The sequence below is a fragment of the Nonomuraea sp. NPDC003201 genome, from assembly GCF_053590415.1.
Window position 1 is genome coordinate 23,538 of sequence record NZ_JBSFTC010000053.1, and the last position, 19,768, is coordinate 43,305.

The 19,768-nt window shown below is 70.5% G+C and carries 23 protein-coding genes; 12 read left to right on the plus strand and 11 right to left on the minus strand.

The genetic code is table 11. The features are described from left to right. Positions 1-16: 16 nt before the first annotated feature. Positions 17-895, minus strand: a complete 879-nt coding sequence (locus ACWDX9_RS20825; RefSeq protein WP_350725654.1) for a DMT family transporter — start codon at positions 893-895, stop codon at positions 17-19. A gap of 68 nt (positions 896-963) precedes the next feature. Here ACWDX9_RS20825 and pdxR point away from each other — a divergent pair, with 68 nt between their 5' ends. Together pdxR and ACWDX9_RS20835 are read left to right on the plus strand one after the other, a co-directional pair. Next, positions 964-2,370, plus strand: a complete 1,407-nt coding sequence (gene pdxR, locus ACWDX9_RS20830; RefSeq protein ID WP_449956266.1) for a MocR-like pyridoxine biosynthesis transcription factor PdxR — start codon at positions 964-966, stop codon at positions 2,368-2,370. Positions 2,371-2,419: 49 nt separating this feature from the next. Then, positions 2,420-3,358, plus strand: coding sequence for a Gfo/Idh/MocA family protein (locus tag ACWDX9_RS20835; protein ID WP_449956268.1), 939 nt, complete (start codon positions 2,420-2,422; stop codon positions 3,356-3,358). Positions 3,359-3,363: 5 nt separating this feature from the next. Here ACWDX9_RS20835 and ACWDX9_RS20840 read toward each other — a convergent pair whose 3' ends face one another. From ACWDX9_RS20840 to ACWDX9_RS20850, 3 genes are read right to left on the minus strand one after another with little or no spacing between them, the layout of a single operon-like run. Beyond that, positions 3,364-4,536 (minus strand): MFS transporter, encoded by a 1,173-nt coding sequence (locus ACWDX9_RS20840; RefSeq protein WP_449956271.1) that lies wholly within the window; start codon positions 4,534-4,536, stop codon positions 3,364-3,366. A gap of 39 nt (positions 4,537-4,575) precedes the next feature. Continuing rightward, entirely contained in the window at positions 4,576-5,271 is a 696-nt protein-coding gene (locus ACWDX9_RS20845) for a DUF998 domain-containing protein (protein WP_449956274.1), read from the minus strand. Between the two features lie 52 nt (positions 5,272-5,323). Continuing rightward, entirely contained in the window at positions 5,324-6,043 is a 720-nt protein-coding gene (locus ACWDX9_RS20850; protein WP_449956277.1) for an SDR family oxidoreductase, read from the minus strand. 75 nt (positions 6,044-6,118) lie between these two features. Between ACWDX9_RS20850 and ACWDX9_RS20855 the strand changes: the two genes are divergently transcribed. Further along, positions 6,119-6,670, plus strand: coding sequence for a TetR/AcrR family transcriptional regulator (locus ACWDX9_RS20855; protein ID WP_449956280.1), 552 nt, complete (start codon positions 6,119-6,121; stop codon positions 6,668-6,670). A 74-nt stretch (positions 6,671-6,744) separates the two neighbouring features. Continuing rightward, the gene (locus ACWDX9_RS20860) at positions 6,745-7,395 is read left to right on the plus strand and encodes a DUF1707 SHOCT-like domain-containing protein (RefSeq protein ID WP_449893438.1); all 651 of its coding nucleotides are present in this window, start codon (positions 6,745-6,747) and stop codon (positions 7,393-7,395) included. 4 nt (positions 7,396-7,399) lie between these two features. On the opposite strand, the gene glpX is transcribed toward ACWDX9_RS20860, so the two are convergent. Beyond that, a complete protein-coding gene (glpX, locus tag ACWDX9_RS20865; protein ID WP_355197306.1) occupies positions 7,400-8,434 on the minus strand; it encodes a class II fructose-bisphosphatase in 1,035 nt (344 codons plus the stop codon). Positions 8,435-8,674: 240 nt separating this feature from the next. On the opposite strand from glpX, the gene ACWDX9_RS20870 reads away from it, so the two are divergent. Genes ACWDX9_RS20870 through ACWDX9_RS20880 form a run of 3 tightly spaced genes read left to right on the plus strand, consistent with a single transcriptional unit; the run spans position 8,675 to position 10,112 of the window. Continuing rightward, the gene (locus tag ACWDX9_RS20870; RefSeq protein ID WP_350725637.1) at positions 8,675-9,283 is read left to right on the plus strand and encodes a TetR/AcrR family transcriptional regulator; all 609 of its coding nucleotides are present in this window, start codon (positions 8,675-8,677) and stop codon (positions 9,281-9,283) included. 11 nt (positions 9,284-9,294) lie between these two features. After that, positions 9,295-9,822 (plus strand): DUF4245 domain-containing protein, encoded by a 528-nt coding sequence (locus ACWDX9_RS20875; RefSeq protein WP_449956283.1) that lies wholly within the window; start codon positions 9,295-9,297, stop codon positions 9,820-9,822. Positions 9,823-9,842: 20 nt separating this feature from the next. Then, positions 9,843-10,112 carry an exodeoxyribonuclease VII small subunit gene (locus ACWDX9_RS20880; protein ID WP_350725634.1) on the plus strand — a complete coding sequence of 90 codons (270 nt, stop codon included), beginning with the start codon at positions 9,843-9,845 and terminating at the stop codon, positions 10,110-10,112. Positions 10,113-10,126: 14 nt separating this feature from the next. On the opposite strand, the gene ACWDX9_RS20885 is transcribed toward ACWDX9_RS20880, so the two are convergent. The 4 genes from ACWDX9_RS20885 to ACWDX9_RS20900 are packed head-to-tail and all read right to left on the minus strand — an operon-like array spanning position 10,127 to position 13,440. Beyond that, the gene (locus ACWDX9_RS20885; protein WP_449956286.1) at positions 10,127-10,723 is read right to left on the minus strand and encodes an MBL fold metallo-hydrolase; all 597 of its coding nucleotides are present in this window, start codon (positions 10,721-10,723) and stop codon (positions 10,127-10,129) included. A 10-nt stretch (positions 10,724-10,733) separates the two neighbouring features. Beyond that, positions 10,734-11,090, minus strand: coding sequence for a VOC family protein (locus ACWDX9_RS20890; RefSeq protein WP_449956288.1), 357 nt, complete (start codon positions 11,088-11,090; stop codon positions 10,734-10,736). Between the two features lie 25 nt (positions 11,091-11,115). Beyond that, the gene (gene xseA / locus ACWDX9_RS20895) at positions 11,116-12,339 is read right to left on the minus strand and encodes an exodeoxyribonuclease VII large subunit (protein ID WP_364242198.1); all 1,224 of its coding nucleotides are present in this window, start codon (positions 12,337-12,339) and stop codon (positions 11,116-11,118) included. A gap of 27 nt (positions 12,340-12,366) precedes the next feature. Beyond that, the gene (locus tag ACWDX9_RS20900) at positions 12,367-13,440 is read right to left on the minus strand and encodes a hypothetical protein (protein WP_449956292.1); all 1,074 of its coding nucleotides are present in this window, start codon (positions 13,438-13,440) and stop codon (positions 12,367-12,369) included. 100 nt (positions 13,441-13,540) lie between these two features. On the opposite strand from ACWDX9_RS20900, the gene ACWDX9_RS20905 reads away from it, so the two are divergent. Beyond that, positions 13,541-14,506, plus strand: a complete 966-nt coding sequence (locus tag ACWDX9_RS20905; protein ID WP_449956295.1) for a 4-hydroxy-3-methylbut-2-enyl diphosphate reductase — start codon at positions 13,541-13,543, stop codon at positions 14,504-14,506. Here ACWDX9_RS20905 and ACWDX9_RS20910 read toward each other — a convergent pair. Both ACWDX9_RS20910 and rmuC read right to left on the minus strand, forming a co-directional pair. After that, a complete protein-coding gene (locus ACWDX9_RS20910; RefSeq protein WP_449956298.1) occupies positions 14,503-15,009 on the minus strand; it encodes a DUF6542 domain-containing protein in 507 nt (168 codons plus the stop codon). The two genes, ACWDX9_RS20905 and ACWDX9_RS20910, sit on opposite strands and share 4 nt — an antisense overlap. A gap of 15 nt (positions 15,010-15,024) precedes the next feature. Then, positions 15,025-16,281 (minus strand): DNA recombination protein RmuC, encoded by a 1,257-nt coding sequence (gene rmuC, locus ACWDX9_RS20915; protein WP_449956300.1) that lies wholly within the window; start codon positions 16,279-16,281, stop codon positions 15,025-15,027. Between the two features lie 149 nt (positions 16,282-16,430). On the opposite strand from rmuC, the gene ychF reads away from it, so the two are divergent. From ychF to ACWDX9_RS20935, 4 genes are all read left to right on the plus strand, one after another. Next, a complete protein-coding gene (gene ychF / locus ACWDX9_RS20920) occupies positions 16,431-17,507 on the plus strand; it encodes a redox-regulated ATPase YchF (protein WP_350725621.1) in 1,077 nt (358 codons plus the stop codon). 212 nt (positions 17,508-17,719) lie between these two features. Beyond that, positions 17,720-18,052, plus strand: a complete 333-nt coding sequence (locus ACWDX9_RS20925; protein WP_350725620.1) for a hypothetical protein — start codon at positions 17,720-17,722, stop codon at positions 18,050-18,052. Between the two features lie 623 nt (positions 18,053-18,675). Further along, entirely contained in the window at positions 18,676-19,395 is a 720-nt protein-coding gene (locus ACWDX9_RS20930) for a conjugal transfer protein (protein ID WP_449956303.1), read from the plus strand. A 45-nt stretch (positions 19,396-19,440) separates the two neighbouring features. Beyond that, positions 19,441-19,722: a hypothetical protein gene (locus tag ACWDX9_RS20935; RefSeq protein WP_185068535.1), complete on the plus strand. Its 282-nt coding sequence runs from the start codon at positions 19,441-19,443 to the stop codon at positions 19,720-19,722. Positions 19,723-19,768: the final 46 nt, after the last annotated feature.

The window sequence follows — 19,768 nt, forward strand, 5'->3', positions numbered from 1 at the left end:
TCGGTCCCCCAAGAGATTACGCGCCTCCGGGAGATCCCACTTCGCTGACCGCCTGCGACCGTCCGGCGGTCAGGCCGACCAGGATGCCGGCGATCACCAGCCCCGCCCCCAGCAGGTCGTACGCGGTCGGCATCGCCACCCCGAGCACCGCCCCCGTCACGATCGCGCCCACCGGGATGATCCCCGCGAAGAGCCCGGCCCGGCCGGGGCCCAGCTTGGGCAGCGAGCTGTACCAGAGGAAGAACGCCACCACGGTGACCACGGTCGCCAGGTACGCGAACCCGAGCGCCTCCGCCCAGGTCGGCGGCCGGAACATCCCGGCGCCCTCGTGCGCCAGCCCGATCACGGCCAGCAGCGGCACGGCCAGCGCCGTCGAGTAGGCCGACACCCTGATCGCCCCCAGCCTCGGCAGCAGCGGAATGGCCAGCATGGAGAAGCACACCTCGCCCACGAGCGCCCCCAGCGCCCACAGCAGGCCGGTCAGGTTGCCGCTGCCGAGCCCCGTGGCCAGCGTCGCCCCGGCCACCACCACGCAGGCCCCGGCCAGCAGCCGCGGCGCGGGCCGCCCGCCGGCCAGCGCGAGGGCCAGCGGCACGGTGCCGAGCACGGTCCCGACCAGGGCCGGCCCGGCGGCGCTGGTCGACTCGATCACGCAGACGTTGAAGATGACCAGGCCGAACAGGGTGAGCCCGGCGAGGCAGAGCAGCTCGCGCGGCGTGAGGCGGACGAACCGCAGGCCGAGCGCTCGCGTTATGACAAGCAGGATGACCGACGCCACGAGATACCGAACGGCCTGTCCGCCGTATATGGGATAGCCGTCCACCAGTCCCGACACCCCGGCCAGCGTCCCGACGAGGAACATGGCCGAGGCCGCACCCACGATGCCGTTTCTCATGCGAAGGATGCTAGGGAGACAATGGTTCGCGTAAACAGTCCAATGTCCCGCCAGAAGACAGGACCAATATGGCTGACCTCCATATCCAGATAAATCGCGATAAGGGGGGAATCGCCGGGCAGATCGCCTCCGAGCTGCGCGACTCCATCAGGGGCGGCCGGCTGACGCCGGGCACCCGCCTGCCCGCGACCCGCGACCTCGCCACCGACCTCCAGGTCTCCAGAGGCGTGGTGGTGGAGGCGTACGAGCAGCTCGTCGCCGAGGGCTTCCTGGTCTCCCGGGTGGGCGTCGGCACCCAGGTCACCCCCAAGACAGCACCCCGGGCCGCCCCGCGGCAGAAGACGCCTCCCCGGCCCAAGCCGGTGCGCCGCGCGTCGAGCGCCCCCGTGTGCGCGCCGTACTACGGTCATCGCCCCACCTCTCCCGACCTCAGCCACTTCCCCCGCGAGCGCTGGCTCGCCGCCGTCAGGCACGTCCTGACCACCGTACCCTCGGAAGCCTTCGATTACGGGGACCCTGGCGGGGTGCCTGAGCTGCGAGAAGAGCTGGCCGGCTATCTCCGGCGGGTCAGGGCGGCGGACGTGCGCCCCCAGAATCTCGTCATCGTCGGCGGCGTGGCGCAGGGCCTGAGCCTGGTGCTGCACGTGCTGAGCCGGCAGCGGCCGATCCGGCTCGCCGTCGAGGACCCGACGAGCCACCGCCAGGCCCCGCTGCTGCGGCGCGCGGGCGCGCACCTGGTGCCGGTGCCCGTGGACGAGGAGGGCCTGGACGTGCGGAAGCTGAGCGGCGACGCGGTCCTGGTCACCCCGGCGCACCAATATCCGACCGGCGTGGTGCTCTCGCCGCCGCGCCGGGCCGCCCTCATGGAGTGGGCGTACGCGGGCAACCGGGTGATCCTGGAGGACGACTACGACGCCGAGTTCCGCTTCGACCGCGACCCCGTCGGCTGCCTCCAGGGCCTGGCCCCCGACCGGGTGGTCCTCTCGGGCAGCGTCAGCAAGGCCCTGGCGCCGGGGCTGCGGCTCGGCTGGGTGGCCGCGCCTCCCGACCTGGCCGAGGCCGTCCGCCGGGCGCGGGGCGAGCTGGACCTGGGCTCGCCGGTTGTCGAGCAGTACGCGCTGGCGCACTTCCTGCGTACCGGCGGCTACGACAAGCACCTGCGCAGGATGCGCCGCGAATACCGCCGCCGCAGGGACGCCCTGGTCAGGGCGCTGGCCGAGGAGCTGCCGGAGGTGCGGGTCAAGGGCATCGACGCGGGCCTGCACGTCTACCTGGAGCTGCCGGCCGGCTGGGACGAGCTGAGGGCCGCGCGCGTCGGGCAGGAGCTCGGCCTGTCCGCCGAGCCCGTGGGGCCGATGCGCGAGTCGGCGGGGGCCGAGGCCGTGGTGGTGGGGTTCGCGCGGCTGCCGGCGCACAAGGCGCTGGACGCCGTACGAAGCTTGAAGGTCAGAATGTCAGGACAAAATGTTGACTGAGGCAGAAAGGCTCGCTTAGAAAGAAAGCCTGGTCCTGATTGGAGGCGTCATGCGTGTGGGACTGCTGGGTCTGGGCAGAATCGGAGCCTTTCACGCCGCGACCCTGGCCGCGCATCCGCTGGTGGACGAGCTGATCGTGGCCGATCCCGTGCGTACGTCGCCGTACGGCAGGCCGGGGGACCCGTTCGAGTCGGACGCCGTGGTCATCGCGACCCCGACCGGCACCCACGCCGAGCTCATCATCAAGGCGTGCGAGAAGGGCATCCCGGTCTTCTGCGAGAAGCCGGTCGCGGGCACCGTGGACGAGACCGTCAAGGTGCTGGAGGCGAGCGCGGGCAGCCGGGTGCAGATCGGGTTCCAGCGCAGGTTCGACCCCGGTTACGCGGCGGCGGCGGTCGCGCTGCGCGCCGGTGAGCTGGGAGAGCTGCACCGCGTTCACCTGATCACCGCCGATCCCGCGCCGCCGCCCGCCGCGTACATCGCGACCTCCGGCGGCATCTTCCGCGACTGCCACATCCACGACTTCGACATCCTGCGCTGGGTGACCGGCCGCGAGGTGACCTCCGTGTACGCGACCGGGGCCAACCGCGGCGCCGCGTTCTTCGCGGAGGCGGGCGACGTGGACAACAGCGCCGCGCTGCTCACCCTGGACGACGGCACGCTGGCCACCCTGCAGGGCTCCCGCTACAACGGGGGCGGATACGACGTGCGCATGGAGCTGGCCGGCACCAGGCGCACCCAGGCCGTCGGCCTGAGCCCGCGCGCGCCGCTGCACTCGGCCGAGGGCACGCCGGACCCGCAAGCTCCCTGGCCCGACTTCGTCACCCGCTTCGAGACCGCCTACCGCAACGAGATCGACGGCTTCCTGACCAGCGAGCAGAGCCTCTGCACGATTGAGGACGCCCTGGAGGCGCTGTACGTGGCCGAGGCCGCCGACCTGTCGCTCCGCGAGCGCCGTACCGTCGAGGTCGCCGAAGTGCGGCGCTGAAGCCCTCAGGCGGCGGAGGGGTTGGGGGTCTGGCGCCTGGGCTCGAAGCCCGGGGCGAGGGCGATGATGACGCCGGCCAGCACGAGCGGCGCGGCGAACGCCCACCGCATGCCCGCCGCGTCCGCGATGCCGCCCACCAGGGCCGCGCCCACGATGAAGCCGATGTAGTTGAAGAGGTTCACCCGGGCGATGGCCACCCCGGTCCCGGCCGGGTCGAGCTTGCCCGCCGCCGAGAACGACTGCGGCGCCACCACCGACAGCCCCACCCCGGTCAGGCCGAACGCGACGATGGCCAGCGGCTGGGTCGGGGCCAGGACGACGCCGAGGAACCCCAGGGTGGCGATCACGCCGCCGATCCTGACGATGGCGGCGGGCCCGTACCGCCGGACCGCGAGGTCGCCGCCGAGCCGGACGGCCAGCGTGGTCGCCTGGTAGGCGACGTAGGCCAGCGGGATCACCTGCGGGCTCGCCAGGAGCTCGTTCTTCATGAACACGGTGTTGAAGTTCGACACGGCGGCGTCGCCGATGTACAGGAAACCCATGGCCAGGCAGAGCGGGATGATCGGCCGCCACGGGAAGCCGCCCTCGGCGGCGCTCGCGGGGGCGTCCTCGACCTTCTCCTCCTCCGGCGCGCACAGGTCGCGTGCGAACACGAGCGAGCCCATCAGCGCGAACACCATCGGGACCGACATGATCACCGGCAGCGGCAGGGCCGCGGCCCCCGACGCCCACACCGCCCCGATCATGCTGAACGCGCTCCACACGCAGTGGAAGCCGTTGAGGATCTGCACGCCGTACCTGCGCTCGACCGCTACGCCCTGCATGTTCATGCCGGCGTCCACGGCGCCCACCGCCACGCCGAACAGCAGCAGGACCGGCACCAGCAGCGGCACGCTGGGCGCGAGCCCGACGAGCACCACGGCGAGCGCGACCACGGGCTGGGCGACGCGCAGGAGCAGCCTGCTGCCGAACCGGGCGGCGAACGTGCCCGCCGCCACGCTGCCGACCCCCGCGAACACGGGCACGATCAGCAGCAGGAGCGTCAGCGTGCCCTCGTCGAGGCCGTGCTTGGCCTGCAGGTTCGCGACCTGGATGAGCAGCGAGGCGAAGGACAGGCCCTGTACGGCATAGACGACGTACGTGGCGAGACGGGCCTGACGATCACGCGAGGACGGCACGACGGCCTCCTGATGGGGGGAATCAAACGTGAGGCTGGGTCAGGTTAGCGGCCCGCCACTCCGTTCCGCCAGCCCACAGACCCTGGCATTGGGCAGGCGTCCGGTTTGCTCCGTCGTGTCCAGTCGCTTGGCGGCGGCCCAGACGCCGAGCGCGAGCAGGGCGGCCACCTCCGTGACGGCCATCCCCCGCTCCACCAGGCCGAGCGGCATGACGCGCCACCACGCCAGCCCGTTGCGCGCCCCGATGAACATGGCCGCCGCGATGCCCGCCACCCACAGCACCGAGCAGATCCCGAGCCCGAAGGCCACCAGCGTGGCCCGCGACCGCTCGCGGTGCCGCCAGGGCCTGGCGATGATCACCGCGGCCAGCGGCAGGCTGAGGAAGGCGATGAAGCTGCCCACCCGGTGGATGCTCCCGCTCAGACTCGGGCCGACCGACCAGTCGTGCTTCTCGAACCACGCCGTCATGAACAGCCCCACGCTCCACCCCATGAGCGCGATGGTGCCGAAGACCCCCGCCAGCCGCTGGCGGGCCAGCGACACCCCGATGGCCGCCGATCCGACCGCGAGCAGCCCCACCGCCAGCCCGAAGATCCAGCCGTCGGGGCCGAGGCCGTGCTCGCTGATGGTCCGCCTGATCGGGTTCATCTCGTCGAGGCTGGTCAGCTCCAGGCCCAGGATGACCACTATGCCCGCGCCCGCCACACCGAGACCCCATCGCGCCGGTTGATGCACGCACACACCTCCCTTTTGCCGGGATCAACGGCGTGGAAGGGCTTGGGATTCCTCAGGCCTTGAGCCGCGCCCCTCCGTCGACGGTCAGGACGATGCCGGTCGTATACGCGTTGCGCACCACGTACTCGATCGTGGCCGCCACGTCCTCGGGCCGGCCCACGCGCCGGACCGGCAGGCTCTCGGCGGCGCCTTCCATGAACGCGGCCCGCGCCTCGTCGCCGATCTCCGACCACCAGTCGGTGTCGATCACGCCGGGGGAGACCGCGTTCACCCTGATGGGGGCCAGTTCGACGGCCAGGCCGGGCACCGCGGCCTCGATCGCGCCGTTCACCGCCGCCAGCGTGGCGATGCCGGGCAGGGCCGCGCCGGCCGAGGCCGCGGTCACGAAGGTGATCGAGCCCTCCGGGTGCAGCACGCCCAGCGCGGCCTGCGCGGTCAGCAGGTGGGGGACCAGCTTGTTCCGCACCGCGTCGGTCAGCCCCTCGCCGGTCAGCGAGCTCAGCGGGCCCGCGCCGCCGCGGCCCGTCACGGTGACGATCACATGGTCGACGGTGCCCAGGCTCTCGAACAGCGCCCGCATCGCCCCGGTGTCGCGCGCGTCCACGACCTGCCCACTCACCGGGCCCCGTGCCTGGTCTCCGAGCTGCTTCAACGCCGAACGCAGGCGCTCCTCCGAGCGGCCCGTGACGACCACCTCGGCGCCGCCCGCGGCCAGCCGGGCCGCCGCCGCAAGGCCGATGCCGGACGTGCCGCCGACGATCACTACTCGCATCTTCGTCGTCCTCTCATTACGAGACATCTTGCCTCGAATATAAAACGAGGCACCGTGTCTTGTAAAGTGGGCGCCATGGTTGGCAGACCACGCAGCGAAGCTGCCAGGAAGGCGATCCTCCGGGCGGCGCTCGACCTGTGCGCCCGCGACGGATACCAGAACGTGACCATGAAGGGCATCGCCCAGATCGCGGGCAGCGGCAGGCAGACCGTCTACCGCTGGTGGCAGACGAGGGCGCAGGTCCTGCTGGAGGCCCTGACCGACGTCCTGGCCGAGGAGGTGCGGGGGCTGCCGGACACGGGGGACGCGCGGGCCGACCTGGTGACGTTCCTGGAGCAGACGTTCGCGCTGGCTCGGGGGGTCGCGGGGCAGGTCGTCGTGGGGCTGATGGCCGACGCCCAGTCCGACGCGGAGCTGGCCGCCGAGCTGCGGGAGAAGCTCATCGATCCCCGCCGCGCCGCCCTGCGCGCGGTCCTGGCGCGCGGCGCCGTGCCGGATGACGTGGACCTGGAACTGGCCGTCGATCTCGTCTTCGGCGCGATGTGGTACCGGCTGCTCAACCGCCACGCCGAAGTGAATCAGGAACTGGCCGAGGAAATCGCCGGACTTCTGGCGCGCATCAACTGATTCCCGCGACTTACGGAGCGCATCTGCTGATTTGGCACGAGCGATTATCGCGAGCGCCGGTTATCGTCGGATGTGTGAACGAACGCGCGCAATCGTGGCTGCCGAAGCTGCAGGAAGTCGGAGAGCGGCTGGCCGAGGAGTGGGTGTCGGCCCGGCGGCCGCACGCGGCGAGCGACGCGCCGCAGCCCCACGAGCTCCGCGCGTCCGACGCCGATCGCGAACGCATCGCCCAGGTGCTGCAGGACGCGCACGCCGACGGCCGGATCACCCTCGACGAGCTCGAGGAACGGCTCGGCGTGCTCTACTCCGCGCGCACGCTGGGCGAGCTGGCCGCGCTCACCGAGGACCTGCTGCCCGCCGACCAGCAGCCGCTCAACCTGGACGGCCGCCCCGTGTCGGCCATCTTCAAGCAGGAGCAGCGCGGCGGGCGCTGGGTCGTGCCCGCCGAGCTGGACGTGACGGCCATGTTCGGCACCACCAAGCTGGACTTCCGCGACGCGATCCTGCAGAACCGGCAGATCATCATCAACGCCACCCTCGTCTTCGGCGGGCTGGAGATCCACGTGCCGGAGGGGCTCGAGGTGATCAGGGTCGCCAAGGGCAAGTCCGTACGGCTGACCAAGCAGCCGACCGAGCCCGGGGCGCCCGTCGTCGAGGTGCGCACCACGAACTTCGCGGGAGACGTGAAGATCAAGGAGCCACCCCGCCGCAAGCGCCGCCGCTGAGTCCTCAGCCGGCCGTGTAGAAGTTGATCGCGCTGTAGGCGCGCAGCTTCCAGAGCTGGTGCTCGCTCTCGATCTTGCGGATGGTGCCCGACCGGCCGCGCATCACCAGCGACTCCGTCACCGCCGCGCCGGCGCGGAACCGTACGCCCTGCATGAGCTCACCGTGCGTGATGCCGGTCGCCGCGAAGAACACGTCGTCGGACTTGACCAGGTCGTTAGTCGTGAGCACCTGGTCGAGGTCGTGCCCGGCGTTCACGGCCTTGGAGCGCTCGGCGTCGTCGCGCGGCCAGAGCTTGCCCTGGATCACGCCGCCCAGGCACTTGAGCGCGCACGCGGCCACGATGCCCTCGGGCGTGCCGCCGATGCCCAGCAGCAGGTCGATGCCGGTGCCCCCGCGGGCCGCCATGATCGCGCCGGCCACGTCGCCGTCCGTGATGAACTTGATCCGCGCGCCCGCCTCGCGGATCTCCTTGACCAGCCCCTCGTGCCTGGGCCGGTCCAGCACCACCACGGTCACGTCGGAGGGCGAGCAGTGCTTGGCCCTGGCGACCGCGTTGATGTTCGCGGACACGGGGGCCTCGATGTCGACCACGTCGGCCGCCTCGGGGCCCGTGACCAGCTTCTCCATGTAGAACACGGCCGACGGGTCGTACATCGAGCCGCGCTCGCTCACCGCGATCACCGACACCGCGTCCGGCATGCCCAACGCCGTCAGCCGGGTGCCGTCGATGGGGTCCACGGCCACGTCGCAGTCGGGGCCGCTGCCGTCGCCCACCTGCTCGCCGTTGAACAGCATCGGGGCATGATCCTTCTCACCCTCGCCGATGACCACCACGCCGTTCATCGAAACCGTGTTGATCAGCTGGCGCATGGCGTTCACCGCCGCGCCGTCGGCGCCGTTCTTGTCGCCCCGGCCGACCCACCGGGCCGCCGCCATCGCGGCCGCCTCCGTGACGCGCACCAGTTCCAACGCCAGGTTGCGATCGGGGGCGTGCTCGCCCGTGGCGAGCGCGGGCGGTACGGATGTCTGATCGGACATGATGGGCAGCCTCCTAAGGGGAATCTAGGTCGATCGTAGTTGTCCCCCTCTTCCCGCCCAGAGGCGGATAATCTGCCCATCTCCTGCCCGAGATGACCGCTTCCTCGCAGCAGGGGCGGGTCGGGGGTGACATCGGTAAGCTTCGACAGGGTTGCCCTGCCATCACGGAGAACGGATTTTGCGCCATACGCTGTGCGCGCCAAAGATCTTGCCTCCACCATGGAGCCTGGAGGAGATCGCATGAGCGAAGTGGAAAACGTGGCCGCCCAGCCGCGGACGTCCGAGCGCGGCGCCGCCACCCGCAGCTCGCTGCTCGCCGCCGCGAGGGAGGTCTTCGTCTCCAACGGGTTCGCCGAGGCGGGCGTGACCGACGTGGTGGCCAGGGCCGACGCCAGCGTGGGCAGCCTCTACCACCACTTCTCCGGCAAGGCCGACCTCTACCTGACGCTGTTCGAGGAGTTCCAGGCCAGGCAGACCCAGCGGACGAAGCAGGCCGCCCGCTCGGCCCGCGCCGCCGGCGAGAGCGACCCGATGCGCGTGTTCATCAGCGCCGCCCGCGCCTACCTCGACGGGTGCCTGGAGGAGCGGGAGCTGGCCGACCTGTTCCTGCGCGGTGACGGGCCGCCCGGCTTCGACGTGGTCATGCGCGACCGGCTGCGCAAGTGGGCGCAGCTCAACGCGGCGCTGTTCGAGGACGAGAGCGCGCTGGTCGTCGTCGTCACGGGCGCGCTGGCCGCGGCCGTGTCCGAGGTCGTCCGCACGGGTGATCGCGGCCTGGCCGAGGAGGTGCTGGCGATCATCGGCCAGATCCACCCGGCCACGTCGGCGACCGCCTCCTCCAACGGGTAACCTCGCCAAGTGTGCGGTTCACCCAGGGTTTCTACGGTTACGTGGTAGCGCTGTTCGTCTGCCTCGCGGCGGTCGGGCTGTTCCTGCTGGTCGCCCCGCAGAGCCGGGAGCAGCACATACCGCGGCTCGAATACTCGATCACCGTCGCCAACTTCGGCCACTCGGTGCCGTACGGCGTGTGGGCGCCGCAGAAGGACCCGGCGGGCTGGATCCCCAACAGCAACAAGATCGCCAAGGGTGAGAACGGCGCCCAGGTCCTCTTCCTCGGCTACGCCACCGCCAAGCGCGAGCACGCGATGTTCACGCAGAGCAACGAGCAGCCGGCGGCCGGGTTCGCCAGCCGCATGGCCAACTCCGACAAGGCCGTCGGCACGCAGCAGGTGGACGGGGTGCAGTGGGAGCAGCGCTTCCGCGAGGACAAGAAGCAGCGCTCGCTCGTCCGCGTGCTGCCGGAGGTGACGCTCGTGATCTCCGGCACCGCCGACTGGCCGGAGCTCGCCGAACTCGCCTCCGTCCTGCAGCAGCGCCCCAAGGGCTGACAGGGCCGCCTGGTCTTCGGATGTCGGTCGCCCCGTCTAGGGTGGTGGTCGTGGCAGGAGACGAGAAGGCACCCTCATACGAGCAGGCCCGCGAGGAGCTGACCGAGGTGGTGCGCCGACTGGAGACCGGCGGGCTCACCCTGGAGCAATCCATCGAGCTGTGGGAGCGCGGCGAGAAGCTGGCGGCGGTCTGCGAGGAGTGGCTCCAGGGGGCCAGGGTCAAGCTCGCCGCCGCCATGGCGCGCCGCTCCGAGCCCTCGGGGGGCAACTCCGACGACGCCCCCTTCTGACGCCCCTGGAGGGGTCAGGCGGTCTCGCGGGGGGCCAGCCAGCGGTAGCCGTGGTCGGTCGTCCTCGCCAGCCAGGCGTTCGTGGTGCTCAGCCCGCGATCGTTGAGCTGCGCGTCGTGGATCCCGTACGCCCGCCGTGGCCGCACCGTCCGTACGAAGTCGATCGCCTCGACGGTCTTCAGCCACGACCCCTGCAGCGGCACCAGCAGCGTCTCCACCGGCTCGTCCGGCACGTGCACCGAGTCGCCCGGGTGGTAGAGGGCGCCGTCGACCAGATAGCCGAGGTTCGGGCAGTCCGGCTGGCCGCCGTAGATCAGCGCGTGCCGGCCGCCGTACGCCCGCACCCGGAAGCCCGCGGCCGAGAACTCGTCGCCCGCGCTCACCGGCGTGTACGGCAGCCCGTCCAGCTCCGCCCCCGCCGGCGCGAACACCGGGACCCCGGCCCCGAGCAGCCGCAGCACGTCCACGTGATCGCTGTGTTCGTGGGTGACGAGCACCGCGTCGGCCCCGTCCAGCGCGGACGGCTCGCTCCAGATCCCCGGGTCGATGACCAGCACGCGGCCGTCGAGTTCCACCCTTACGCAGGCATGCGTGAACTTTGTTAGCTTCACATTCCCCACGCTAGGTCATCAGGCAGAGCAGGTTCCCCTCGGAGTCCCTGAACGCGGCCATGCGGATCTCCCGGCCCCGCGCGCCGAACGTGCCGTCGTCGGTGAAGATCAGATGCGGCTCCTCGACCATCGCGACGCCGTGCGAACGCAGCCGGGCCACGTCCGCCTCCAGGTCCTCGGAGGCCAGGTAGAGCACCGTGGAGGGCGCGCCCCGCTCGATCAGCAGGCGGACGCCGTCGAGGTCGAAGAAGGCCAGCCCGGGCGGCCGATAGGTGGCGATGTGCCGCAGGCCCAGCACGTCGCGGTAGAAGGCGGTGGCCCTGTCGAGGTCATCGGCGTGCTGGGCGACCTGCACGAGTCCTCTCATGTGCCGAACGTAGACCCCGGATCGCTCACGTGTCCGCGGTTTCGTCCGGCTCCTCCGCGCGTACGGTCAGGCGGTCGTCGCTCAGGCGGATCGTCAGCAGCGAGCCGGGGGAGACGTCCTTGGCCAGGCGTACGACCTCGCCCGACGGGTGCTGGACGATGGCGTACCCGCGCTCCAGCGTGGCCGCGGGGGACAGCGTGATCAGGCGGGCCCGCAGGTGGGTCAGGTCGTCGGAGGCCCGGTCGAGCGAGCCGGACAGCGAGCGCCTGGTCCGGTCGCGCAGCGACTCGACCTGCTCGGCCCGGCGCTCCAGCTCGCGCACCGGGTCGGCCAGCGAGGGGCGCGAGCGCACCGACGTCAGCCAGGACATCTCGCGGTCGAGCCAGCCGCTCACCACCCTGCGGCCCCGGTCGCGGAGCTGGCGCACCATCGAGAGCTGCTCGCCGACGTCGGGCACGACCTTCTTGGCCGCGTCGGTCGGGGTGGACGCGCGTACGTCGGCCACCAGGTCGAGCAGCGGGCTGTCCTGCTCGTGGCCGATCGCGCTCACCACGGGGGTGCGGCAGGCGGCCACCGAGCGTACGAGCGTCTCGTCGGAGAACGGCAGGAGGTCCTCCAGAGAGCCGCCGCCGCGGGCGATGACGATCACGTCGACCGAGGAGTCGGCGTCGAGCTTGCGCAGCGCCTCGGTCACCTCGCCCACCGCGTAGGGCCCCTGGACGGCCACCTCCTCGACCTTGAACCGCACGGCCGGCCAGCGCCTGCGGGAGTTTTCCAGCACGTCGCGCTCGGCCGCGGAGTCGCGGCCGCAGATGAGCCCGATCGTGCCGGGCAGGAACGGCAGCCGCCGCTTCCTGTCAGCGTTGAACAGCCCCTCGGTGGCCAGCAGCTGCCTGAGCCGCTCCAGCCGGGCCAGCAGCTCGCCCACGCCGACCGGCCGGATCTCCAGCGCGGTGAAGGCGAACGAGCCCCTGTTGACCCAGAAGTCGGGCTTGACCTGCATCACGACCCTGGCGCCGTCGGCCGGCCTCGGCACGGCGGCCTCGTAGACCCCGCGCGGGGTGGTGACCTTGGCCGACACGTTGGCGACCGGGTCGCGCAGGGTCATGAACACCGTGCCGCCACGAGCGCTCAGGTCGGTGATCTGGCCCTCGACCCAGACCGTGCCGAGTCTGCCGATCCAACCGCCCACCATCTGCAGGACCGTGCGGATCGGAAGGGGAGACTCGGGTGAGGTCTTCTCGCTCATGCCGGAAGACTACGGGGTCGGTACGACCTACTCTCCGGCCTGCAGCTTCGCCAGGCGGTTCTCGAACATCTTGATCACCTCGGGCCGGGACTTCGTGGCCTTCTCGAAGGTGAGGAAGTCGCTGATCTGCTCGGCGGACTTGCCGCGCATCCTGGCACGCAGGGACGCGACGGTGAGCTCGGAGTAGCCGGGCAACGGCTCGGCCAGGTCCACGGGTGCGGCGGCGACCGGCTCGGGCGCGGCGACGGGCTCGGGGGCGCGGGCGGGCTCCGGCGCGGCCGCGGGCTCCGGGGCCACGGTCGCCTCGGGGGCCGCGGCGGGCTTCTTGGTGGTCCTGCGGGTGCGCTTCGGCTTGGCCTCGACGGCCTCCTCCGCGACGGCATCCACCTTGACGGCCTCGTCCTTGGCGACCTCTTCCTTGACGGCTTCCGCCGCGACGGCGGCCTTCGGCTCGGCGACCGCGGCGGGCTCCTCCACGACGGCGGCCTTGGGCTCGATCTCCTCCGCGACGGCCGCCTTCGGCTCGGCCTCCACGGCGGGCTCGTCCGTGACGGTGGCCTTGGGCTCGGGCTCGGCGGGCTTCTCCGCGACCGCGGGCTCCGCGACGGCGGGCTCGGCGGCCTTCGGGGTCGCGGCGGGCTCCTCCGTGACGACGGGCTTGGGCTCCTCCGCCGCGGCGGGCTTGGGCTCGGCGGCCGGGGCGGCGGTCTCGGGGTTGGCGGTGGCCGCCGACTCCGACTTGCCCGCCGGAGCGAAGATGACGGGGTCGGGCTTGGTCTTGGCGACACCGTTGGGCTCGGCGGCGCTGGGCCGCGGCGCGAAGATCACCGGCTCCTTGCGGGCCGGCTTCTCCTCCTCCGCGGCCGGAGCCGCGGCCACCTGCTCGGCGGCGGAGGGGCGCGAGTCCTTCGACTCCTCTTCCTCCTTGTTGCCAAGGCCCTTGATGGAGTTCTTCACCCGGTCGACGACCAGCAGGGCCTGCCCGGCCGCGCTGAGTGTGGTCTGGATGAACAGGAGCGGAAGGTCCTTGGCCTTCTCCTTCAGCTCGTCCTTGTTGGTGACGGTCTTGGCGATGTTGCGTATCACGTCGCTGAGGGACATGACGTCTCCCTGGGAGGTCAGTAATGGACGGCCAGTTTGGCAAACCGCGGGCAACCACGCACGCGCAGGCCTGATGGCCGCTCCACGTAGCATAGAAAGTATGGAGCCGCAGACCCCCACTTCCCGCCGAGTACTCGTAGCCAAGCCACGTGGCTACTGTGCCGGAGTCGATCGAGCCGTGGTAGCGGTCGAGAAGGCTTTGGAGCAGTACGGTGCGCCGATCTACGTACGCAAGCAGATCGTTCACAACACCCACGTCGTCAAGACCCTGGAGGCCAGGGGCGCCATCTTCGTCGACGAGACCGAGGAGGTGCCCGAGGGCGAGATCGTGGTGTTCTCGGCCCACGGGGTGTCCCCGGCGGTGCACGACGAGGCGCGCCGGCGCAGCCTGCGCACCATCGACGCCACCTGCCCGCTGGTCACCAAGGTGCACAACGAGGCCAGGAGGTTCGCGAGCCAGGACTACGACATCCTCCTGATCGGGCACGAGGGTCACGAGGAGGTCGAGGGCACCTCCGGTGAGGCCCCCGACCACATCCAGCTCGTGGACGGGCTCGACGCGGTCGACAAAGTGCAGGTCAAGGATCCGAGCAAGCTGGTCTGGCTGTCGCAGACCACGCTGTCGGTCGACGAGACCACCGAGACGGTCACCCGGCTCAAGGAGCGCTTCCCGACGCTGATCGACCCGCCGAGCGACGACATCTGCTACGCCACGCAAAACCGGCAGGTCGCGGTCAAGGAGATCGCCGCCGAGGCGCAGCTGGTCATCGTGGTCGGCTCGGAAAACTCCTCCAACTCCAAGCGCCTGGTCGAAGTGGCCAAGGACTACGGGGCCGAGGCTTCTTACCTCGTCGACAACGCCAACTTCATCCGCGACGAGTGGCTCGAGGGCGTCACCACGGTCGGCGTGACCAGCGGCGCGTCCGTTCCGGAGGAGCTGGTCGACGAGGTGCTGGCGCGGCTGGCCAAGCATGGGTTCGACGACGTGACCCAGGTCGAGTCGGTGCAGGAGAGCATGCGCTTCGCCCTGCCCCACGAGCTGCGCAAGGACCTGCGGGTCTCCTAGTCGTCCCCGCGCGGCGTCCCGTAGACCTTGGGCTCGAAGTAGCCCTCCGGCTCGGGCACGAACGGCTGACGCGGGCGCGGCATCTCCGCGCCCGCCTTCAGCTCCTCCCGCAGCTCGCGTACGTTGTCGCGGAGCCCGCGCCGCCACGCGACGCCCAGCACGACGGCCGAGCCCGCGAACAGCCACGGCGCGCCCTGCGTCAGCGACGTGTAGAGCCCCAGCGCCAGCGACTGCACGATGGACACCGAGCCGAACGCGCGCCCCAGCTCGACGAAGAGCGTGGCGCAGAAGAACACCAGCGGGGGCGTCACGACCAGCGACAGCAGCTCGCGCCGGTTGACCAGGAGCACGCCCAGCAGGCTCGACAGCACGAAGGCCGCGCCCACGACGTACTGGATGTCGAGCAGGGCCGCCAGCACGTAGCCCGCCAAGGTGGCGACCAGGGCGAGCGCGATGGCGCCGCGAGCGGTCAGCCTGACCGCGGAACGCCTCTTCTCACCCAATGCCCCACCCCCGATTTATTGCGACCCGTTGGCCAACTTACCGTTCGAGTGGGAAAGCAGAGGCGAGGTTTCCAGCAGTTCGGGGGATGCCAGGGGTCTGGGCAGGCCTTCGAGCATCTCAGGGGAGTCGAGATCGCCGTCCACGACGCCCAGATCGTGCAGCTTGCGCGCGGTGACCAGGACGCGGCTTTCGAGCGATCCGACCGACTTGTTGTACGCCTCCACGGCCCGCGTCAGCGCCCTGCCGAGCGAGTCGACGTTCCTGCCGAGGGACGAGAGCCGTTCGTACAGCTCCTTGCCCAGCTCGAACACCGCCCGCGCGTTCTCGCTCAGCGCGGCCTGCTGCCAGGCGTAGTGCGCGGTGCGCAGCATCGTGATCAGCGTCGTCGGCGTGGCGATGTGGACCCGCCGCGTCATCGCGTATTCGAGCAGCCCGGGATCGCGCTCCAGCGCCGGGGCCAGGAACGCCTCGCCCGGGATGAACAGCACCACGAACTCCGGCGACGGGTTGAACCCCTGCCAGTAGGACTTGGCCGCCAGCCGGTCGATGTGCTCGCGGACGTGCCGGGCGTGGGCGTCGAGCCGGACCGTGGCGAGGCTCTCGTCGGACGCCTCGGCGGCCTCCAGATAGGCCGCCAGCGAGACTTTGGAGTCGACCACGATGTTCTTGCCGCCGGCGAGCCTGACGACCATGTCGGGGCGCATGGGGCCCTGGGTGACCTGCTCGTCGAAGTCGCAGTGGTGCTGCATGCCGGCGATCTCGGCGACCCTGCGCAGCTGGAGCTCGCCCCACCTGCCCCGCGCCTCGGGCCGCTGCAGGGCCCTGACCAGGGCCGTGGTCTGGGAGCGCAGCTGGTCGTGGCTCTGCCGTACGAACTCCATCTGCTTGGCCAGCTCGGCGCGGGCCGCGCGCTGGCCGGACTCGGTGTCGCGCAGCTGTGACTCGACCCGGGCGAGCGCGTCCTTCAGCGGCTCCACCAGGTGCTCGACGGCCTGCTTGCGCTGGTCCAGATCGCCCGTGGCCTCGGCGCGGCTGGCGGCCAGCCTGGTCTCGGCCAGCTCGAGGAAGCGGATGTTGTTGACGTCGAGGGCGCGCGTGGAAAGGGCCTGGAAGCGCTCGGCGAGCTGCTCCTCGACGTAGACCAGCTTGTCGGCGGCCGACTTGGCCCGCGCGTCCGCCTCGGCCACCCGCACCGCTGCCCGCGTCCTGGCCACCAGGAAACCGATGACGAGCCCGGCGGCCAGACCTACGAGAAGCGAGACGGCATCCACTTGATCGATGATGCAGGACTCCGGCGCGCCGATCCGCCCCGACACGCTCGTTACGCTCAGCACGTAAACTTAGGCTCCGTGAGCGAGCGCAGCGAGAGAACCATCAAACACAGCAGTCAAAGACTCATGGTGACGACGGAGTCGGCAGCATGAGTCTCTCAATCGGTATCGTCGGTCTGCCCAACGTCGGCAAGTCCACGCTCTTCAACGCGCTGACGAAGTCCGGCAACGCGCTCGCCGCGAACTACCCGTTCGCCACCATCGAGCCCAACGTGGGCATCGTGGGCGTGCCCGACGACCGGCTGCCCAAGCTGGCCGAGATCTTCAGCTCGGCCCGCATCCTGCCCGCCAAGGTCGAGTTCGTCGACGTCGCGGGCCTGGTCAAGGGGGCCTCGGAGGGGCAGGGCAGGGGCAACCAGTTCCTCGCCAACATCCGCGACACCGACGCGATCTGCCAGGTGGTCCGCGTCTTCAGCGACCCCGACGTCACGCACGTGGACGGCGACATCTCGCCCAAGCGCGACATCGAGACCATCAACACCGAGCTGATCATGGCCGACCTGCAGACGGTCGAGAAGGCCATCCCGCGCCTGCAGAAGGAGGCGCGCAACAACAAGGACAAGAAGTCCGCGCTGGAGGCCGCCGAGGCCGCGCTGAGCGTGCTGGAGACCGGCAAGACCATCTTCGAGAGCGGCCTCGACCGCGAGGAGCTGCGCGAGCTCCACCTGCTGACGGCCAAGCCGTTCCTGTACGTGTTCAACCTCGACGCCGACGAGCTGGGCGACTCCGCGCTCCGGGAGCAGCTGGCGACGCTGGTCGCGCCCGCCGAGGCGGTCTTCATGGACGCCAAGATCGAGTCGGAGCTGGTCGAGCTCGACGAGGAGGAGGCGCTGGAGCTCCTCCAGTCGGTCGGCCAGGAGGAGTCGGGGCTGCGGCAGCTCGCCAGGGTCGGCTTCGACACGCTCGGCCTGCAGACGTACCTCACGGCCGGGCCGAAGGAGACCAGGGCCTGGACGATCCCCAAGGGCGCCACCGCGCCCGAGGCGGCCGGCGTGATCCACACCGACTTCCAGCGCGGCTTCATCAAGGCCGAGGTCGTCTCCTTCGACGACCTGGTCGAGGTCGGTTCCATCGCCAACGCCCGCGCGGCGGGCAAGGCCCGCGTCGAGGGCAAGGAATACATCATGCGCGACGGCGACGTGGTGGAGTTCCGCTTCAACGTCTGAGCACGGCCCGGGCCGGGGTGTCCCGTGGGAAATCACGGAAAGCCGCCGTTCGTTACGGTACGTTACCGATGGTGACGGCGGCGATGCCCCCTCAGACGTCTCATCCCGGGAATCGGTAGGACGTCTGATGCCGGGACAACTGATGCGTCAACCACTTTGGGCCCCCGCGCGTCGAATCGTCACGGCGTTCACGCTGACTCGGGAGGCCCTCAATGATCCGCCGCATCATCCGGAAACGACGTCCCACGCCCACTCTGGCCGGCATCAGCCTCGAGGAAGAGCTCGCCCTGATCAGGGTCGAGCTCATGTACGGCCTGCGCGTCAACCGCGAGGCGTACCTCCGCAGGAAGGTCGACGAGCGCAACGAGATGGCGACGCGGATGCGCGAGCGGGACGCCGCCGAGATGCTGGCGGACCTGCGCGGCTCCCTGGAGCGGGCGGTGCAGCCGACGGTCGTGTCCCTGGACCGGTCGGCCCAGCAGACGGTCGTGGACCTGCACAGCAGGCGTCAGCCGCGCCCGACCCAGGATCCGGAGCCCGCCTGACGGCCCTGACTCCGCTCCGCGATCCATACCGAATCCGCCTGGCGAGAGTCCATGCCCGGTAGGACAGGAATCCGTGGCTGTCGCGCTATGCCAATTTAGGTATCTGGGCTGGTCAAAAGCTGTTTCCACCGGGAAGTCTCAGGAATCGGCAATGAGGCCTGCCCACCGACCCGGTTTGCCGTCAGGACGGTCATGCCGCAGCATGGGCGTGGCTTTCCTGGAACAATGGCGGAGACCGGATAGGGTGACTACTTCACCGCGGATGATGGGGATCGGCAACGGACGACACCGCGCCAGCCGGGGGGATCGGCGCGAGCGGAGGCGTGATGGCTCGTAGGTCTACCGTCCAGCACGATCCTCGGATCGCTGGCGACCCCGAGCTTTCCGCGCGCCTTGACACGGCTGACTTCGACGCGCCGCCGCCTCGCAGGCCGCGGCGCGGCGGCTGGTCGGGCGGAGGCGGGCGGTGGCTCGTATGGACCGGCCGTGTCATTCTCTGGGCAGTTATCGTGGTTGTCGTCGTGAATGGGGTTCGTGCCCCATTTGAGCGATTTACCCAACAAACGAGCGCGACGCCCAATAGCGTCGCGCCTGCTCACCATGGTTTTCCGGCCGACCGGGGCATGGCTTTCGCCGCCCAGTTCGCCGGGGTCTATCTCAATTTCAGCCCGGACGACGCCGCGAGCAGGTCGCGCAAGCTGGGCGCTTTCCTGGCCGAGGGCATGGATCCGCAAATGGGCTGGGACGGCTACGGCAAGTTCGCGGCCGTCGCCATCCAGCCGTACGACATCGAGGCGAGCGACGCCCACAACGCCCTGGTCAGCGTGGCCTTCCAGTCAGGCCCGCGCAGGTTGATGCTGTCGGTCCCGCTCTACTACTCGGGCGACGAGGGGGGCGGCAGGTTCGCCGTGGTCGGCCGTCCCGCGGTGCTGCCCGCCCCGGGCCCGGCCGACGTGCCGCAGGTCGCCGCGCCGGAGACCGACGAGGCCACCGCGAGCGAGCTCAAAGAGCAACTGAAGGGTTTCTTCACCGACTACGCCTCCGGCGACGCGGCCGGGCTGCAGCGTTACGTCGCCGCGGGCCGGACCCTGCCGAGCTTCGGCGGCACGTTCACGTTCAGGGAGCTGAAGAAGGTCGTGGTGCCTGTGGGGGGTGCCACCCGAGAGATCCAGGCGGTCGTGGTGTGGGTCGTGCCGAACAGCGAGACACCCGCCACCCCCGACGCCACCGATCCCGCGGCTGTGGGCGGCACGCTGGAGATGGCCTACCGGTTGACCGTCGAGAAGCAGGGCGACAAGTGGTTCGTCGCCGACATTCGCGGCGCCGGCCGGGTCGTTGGATAGAGGCACGGCCACGCCGCTCATCGGTACCCCCCGGGAGGACAAGAAGTGACCCTGAAGACCGTTCTGCTCCACCTGATCGAACTGACGCCGACGCCACCGGCGACCGGCCCGGACACCGGAGGCCTCGCCAACTTCCTGCGCGGCTTCTTCGCCCCGCTGTTTCTCGTCGTCGTCTCGGTGGTCGCGCTCTTCTTCCTCTTCACCCGCGAGATCACACGTTTCGTGCAGTTCCTGATACTGGCTGTGGCCATCGGCGTGATCTTCTACGTTCCCAACATCATCGAGGTGACGGCGAAGGCGATCGCGGGCGCTCTGGGCATCAAGTAAAGGGTTGAGACCGCTCCGCGGCGGTCATGTACGAGCGGGTGGAGAG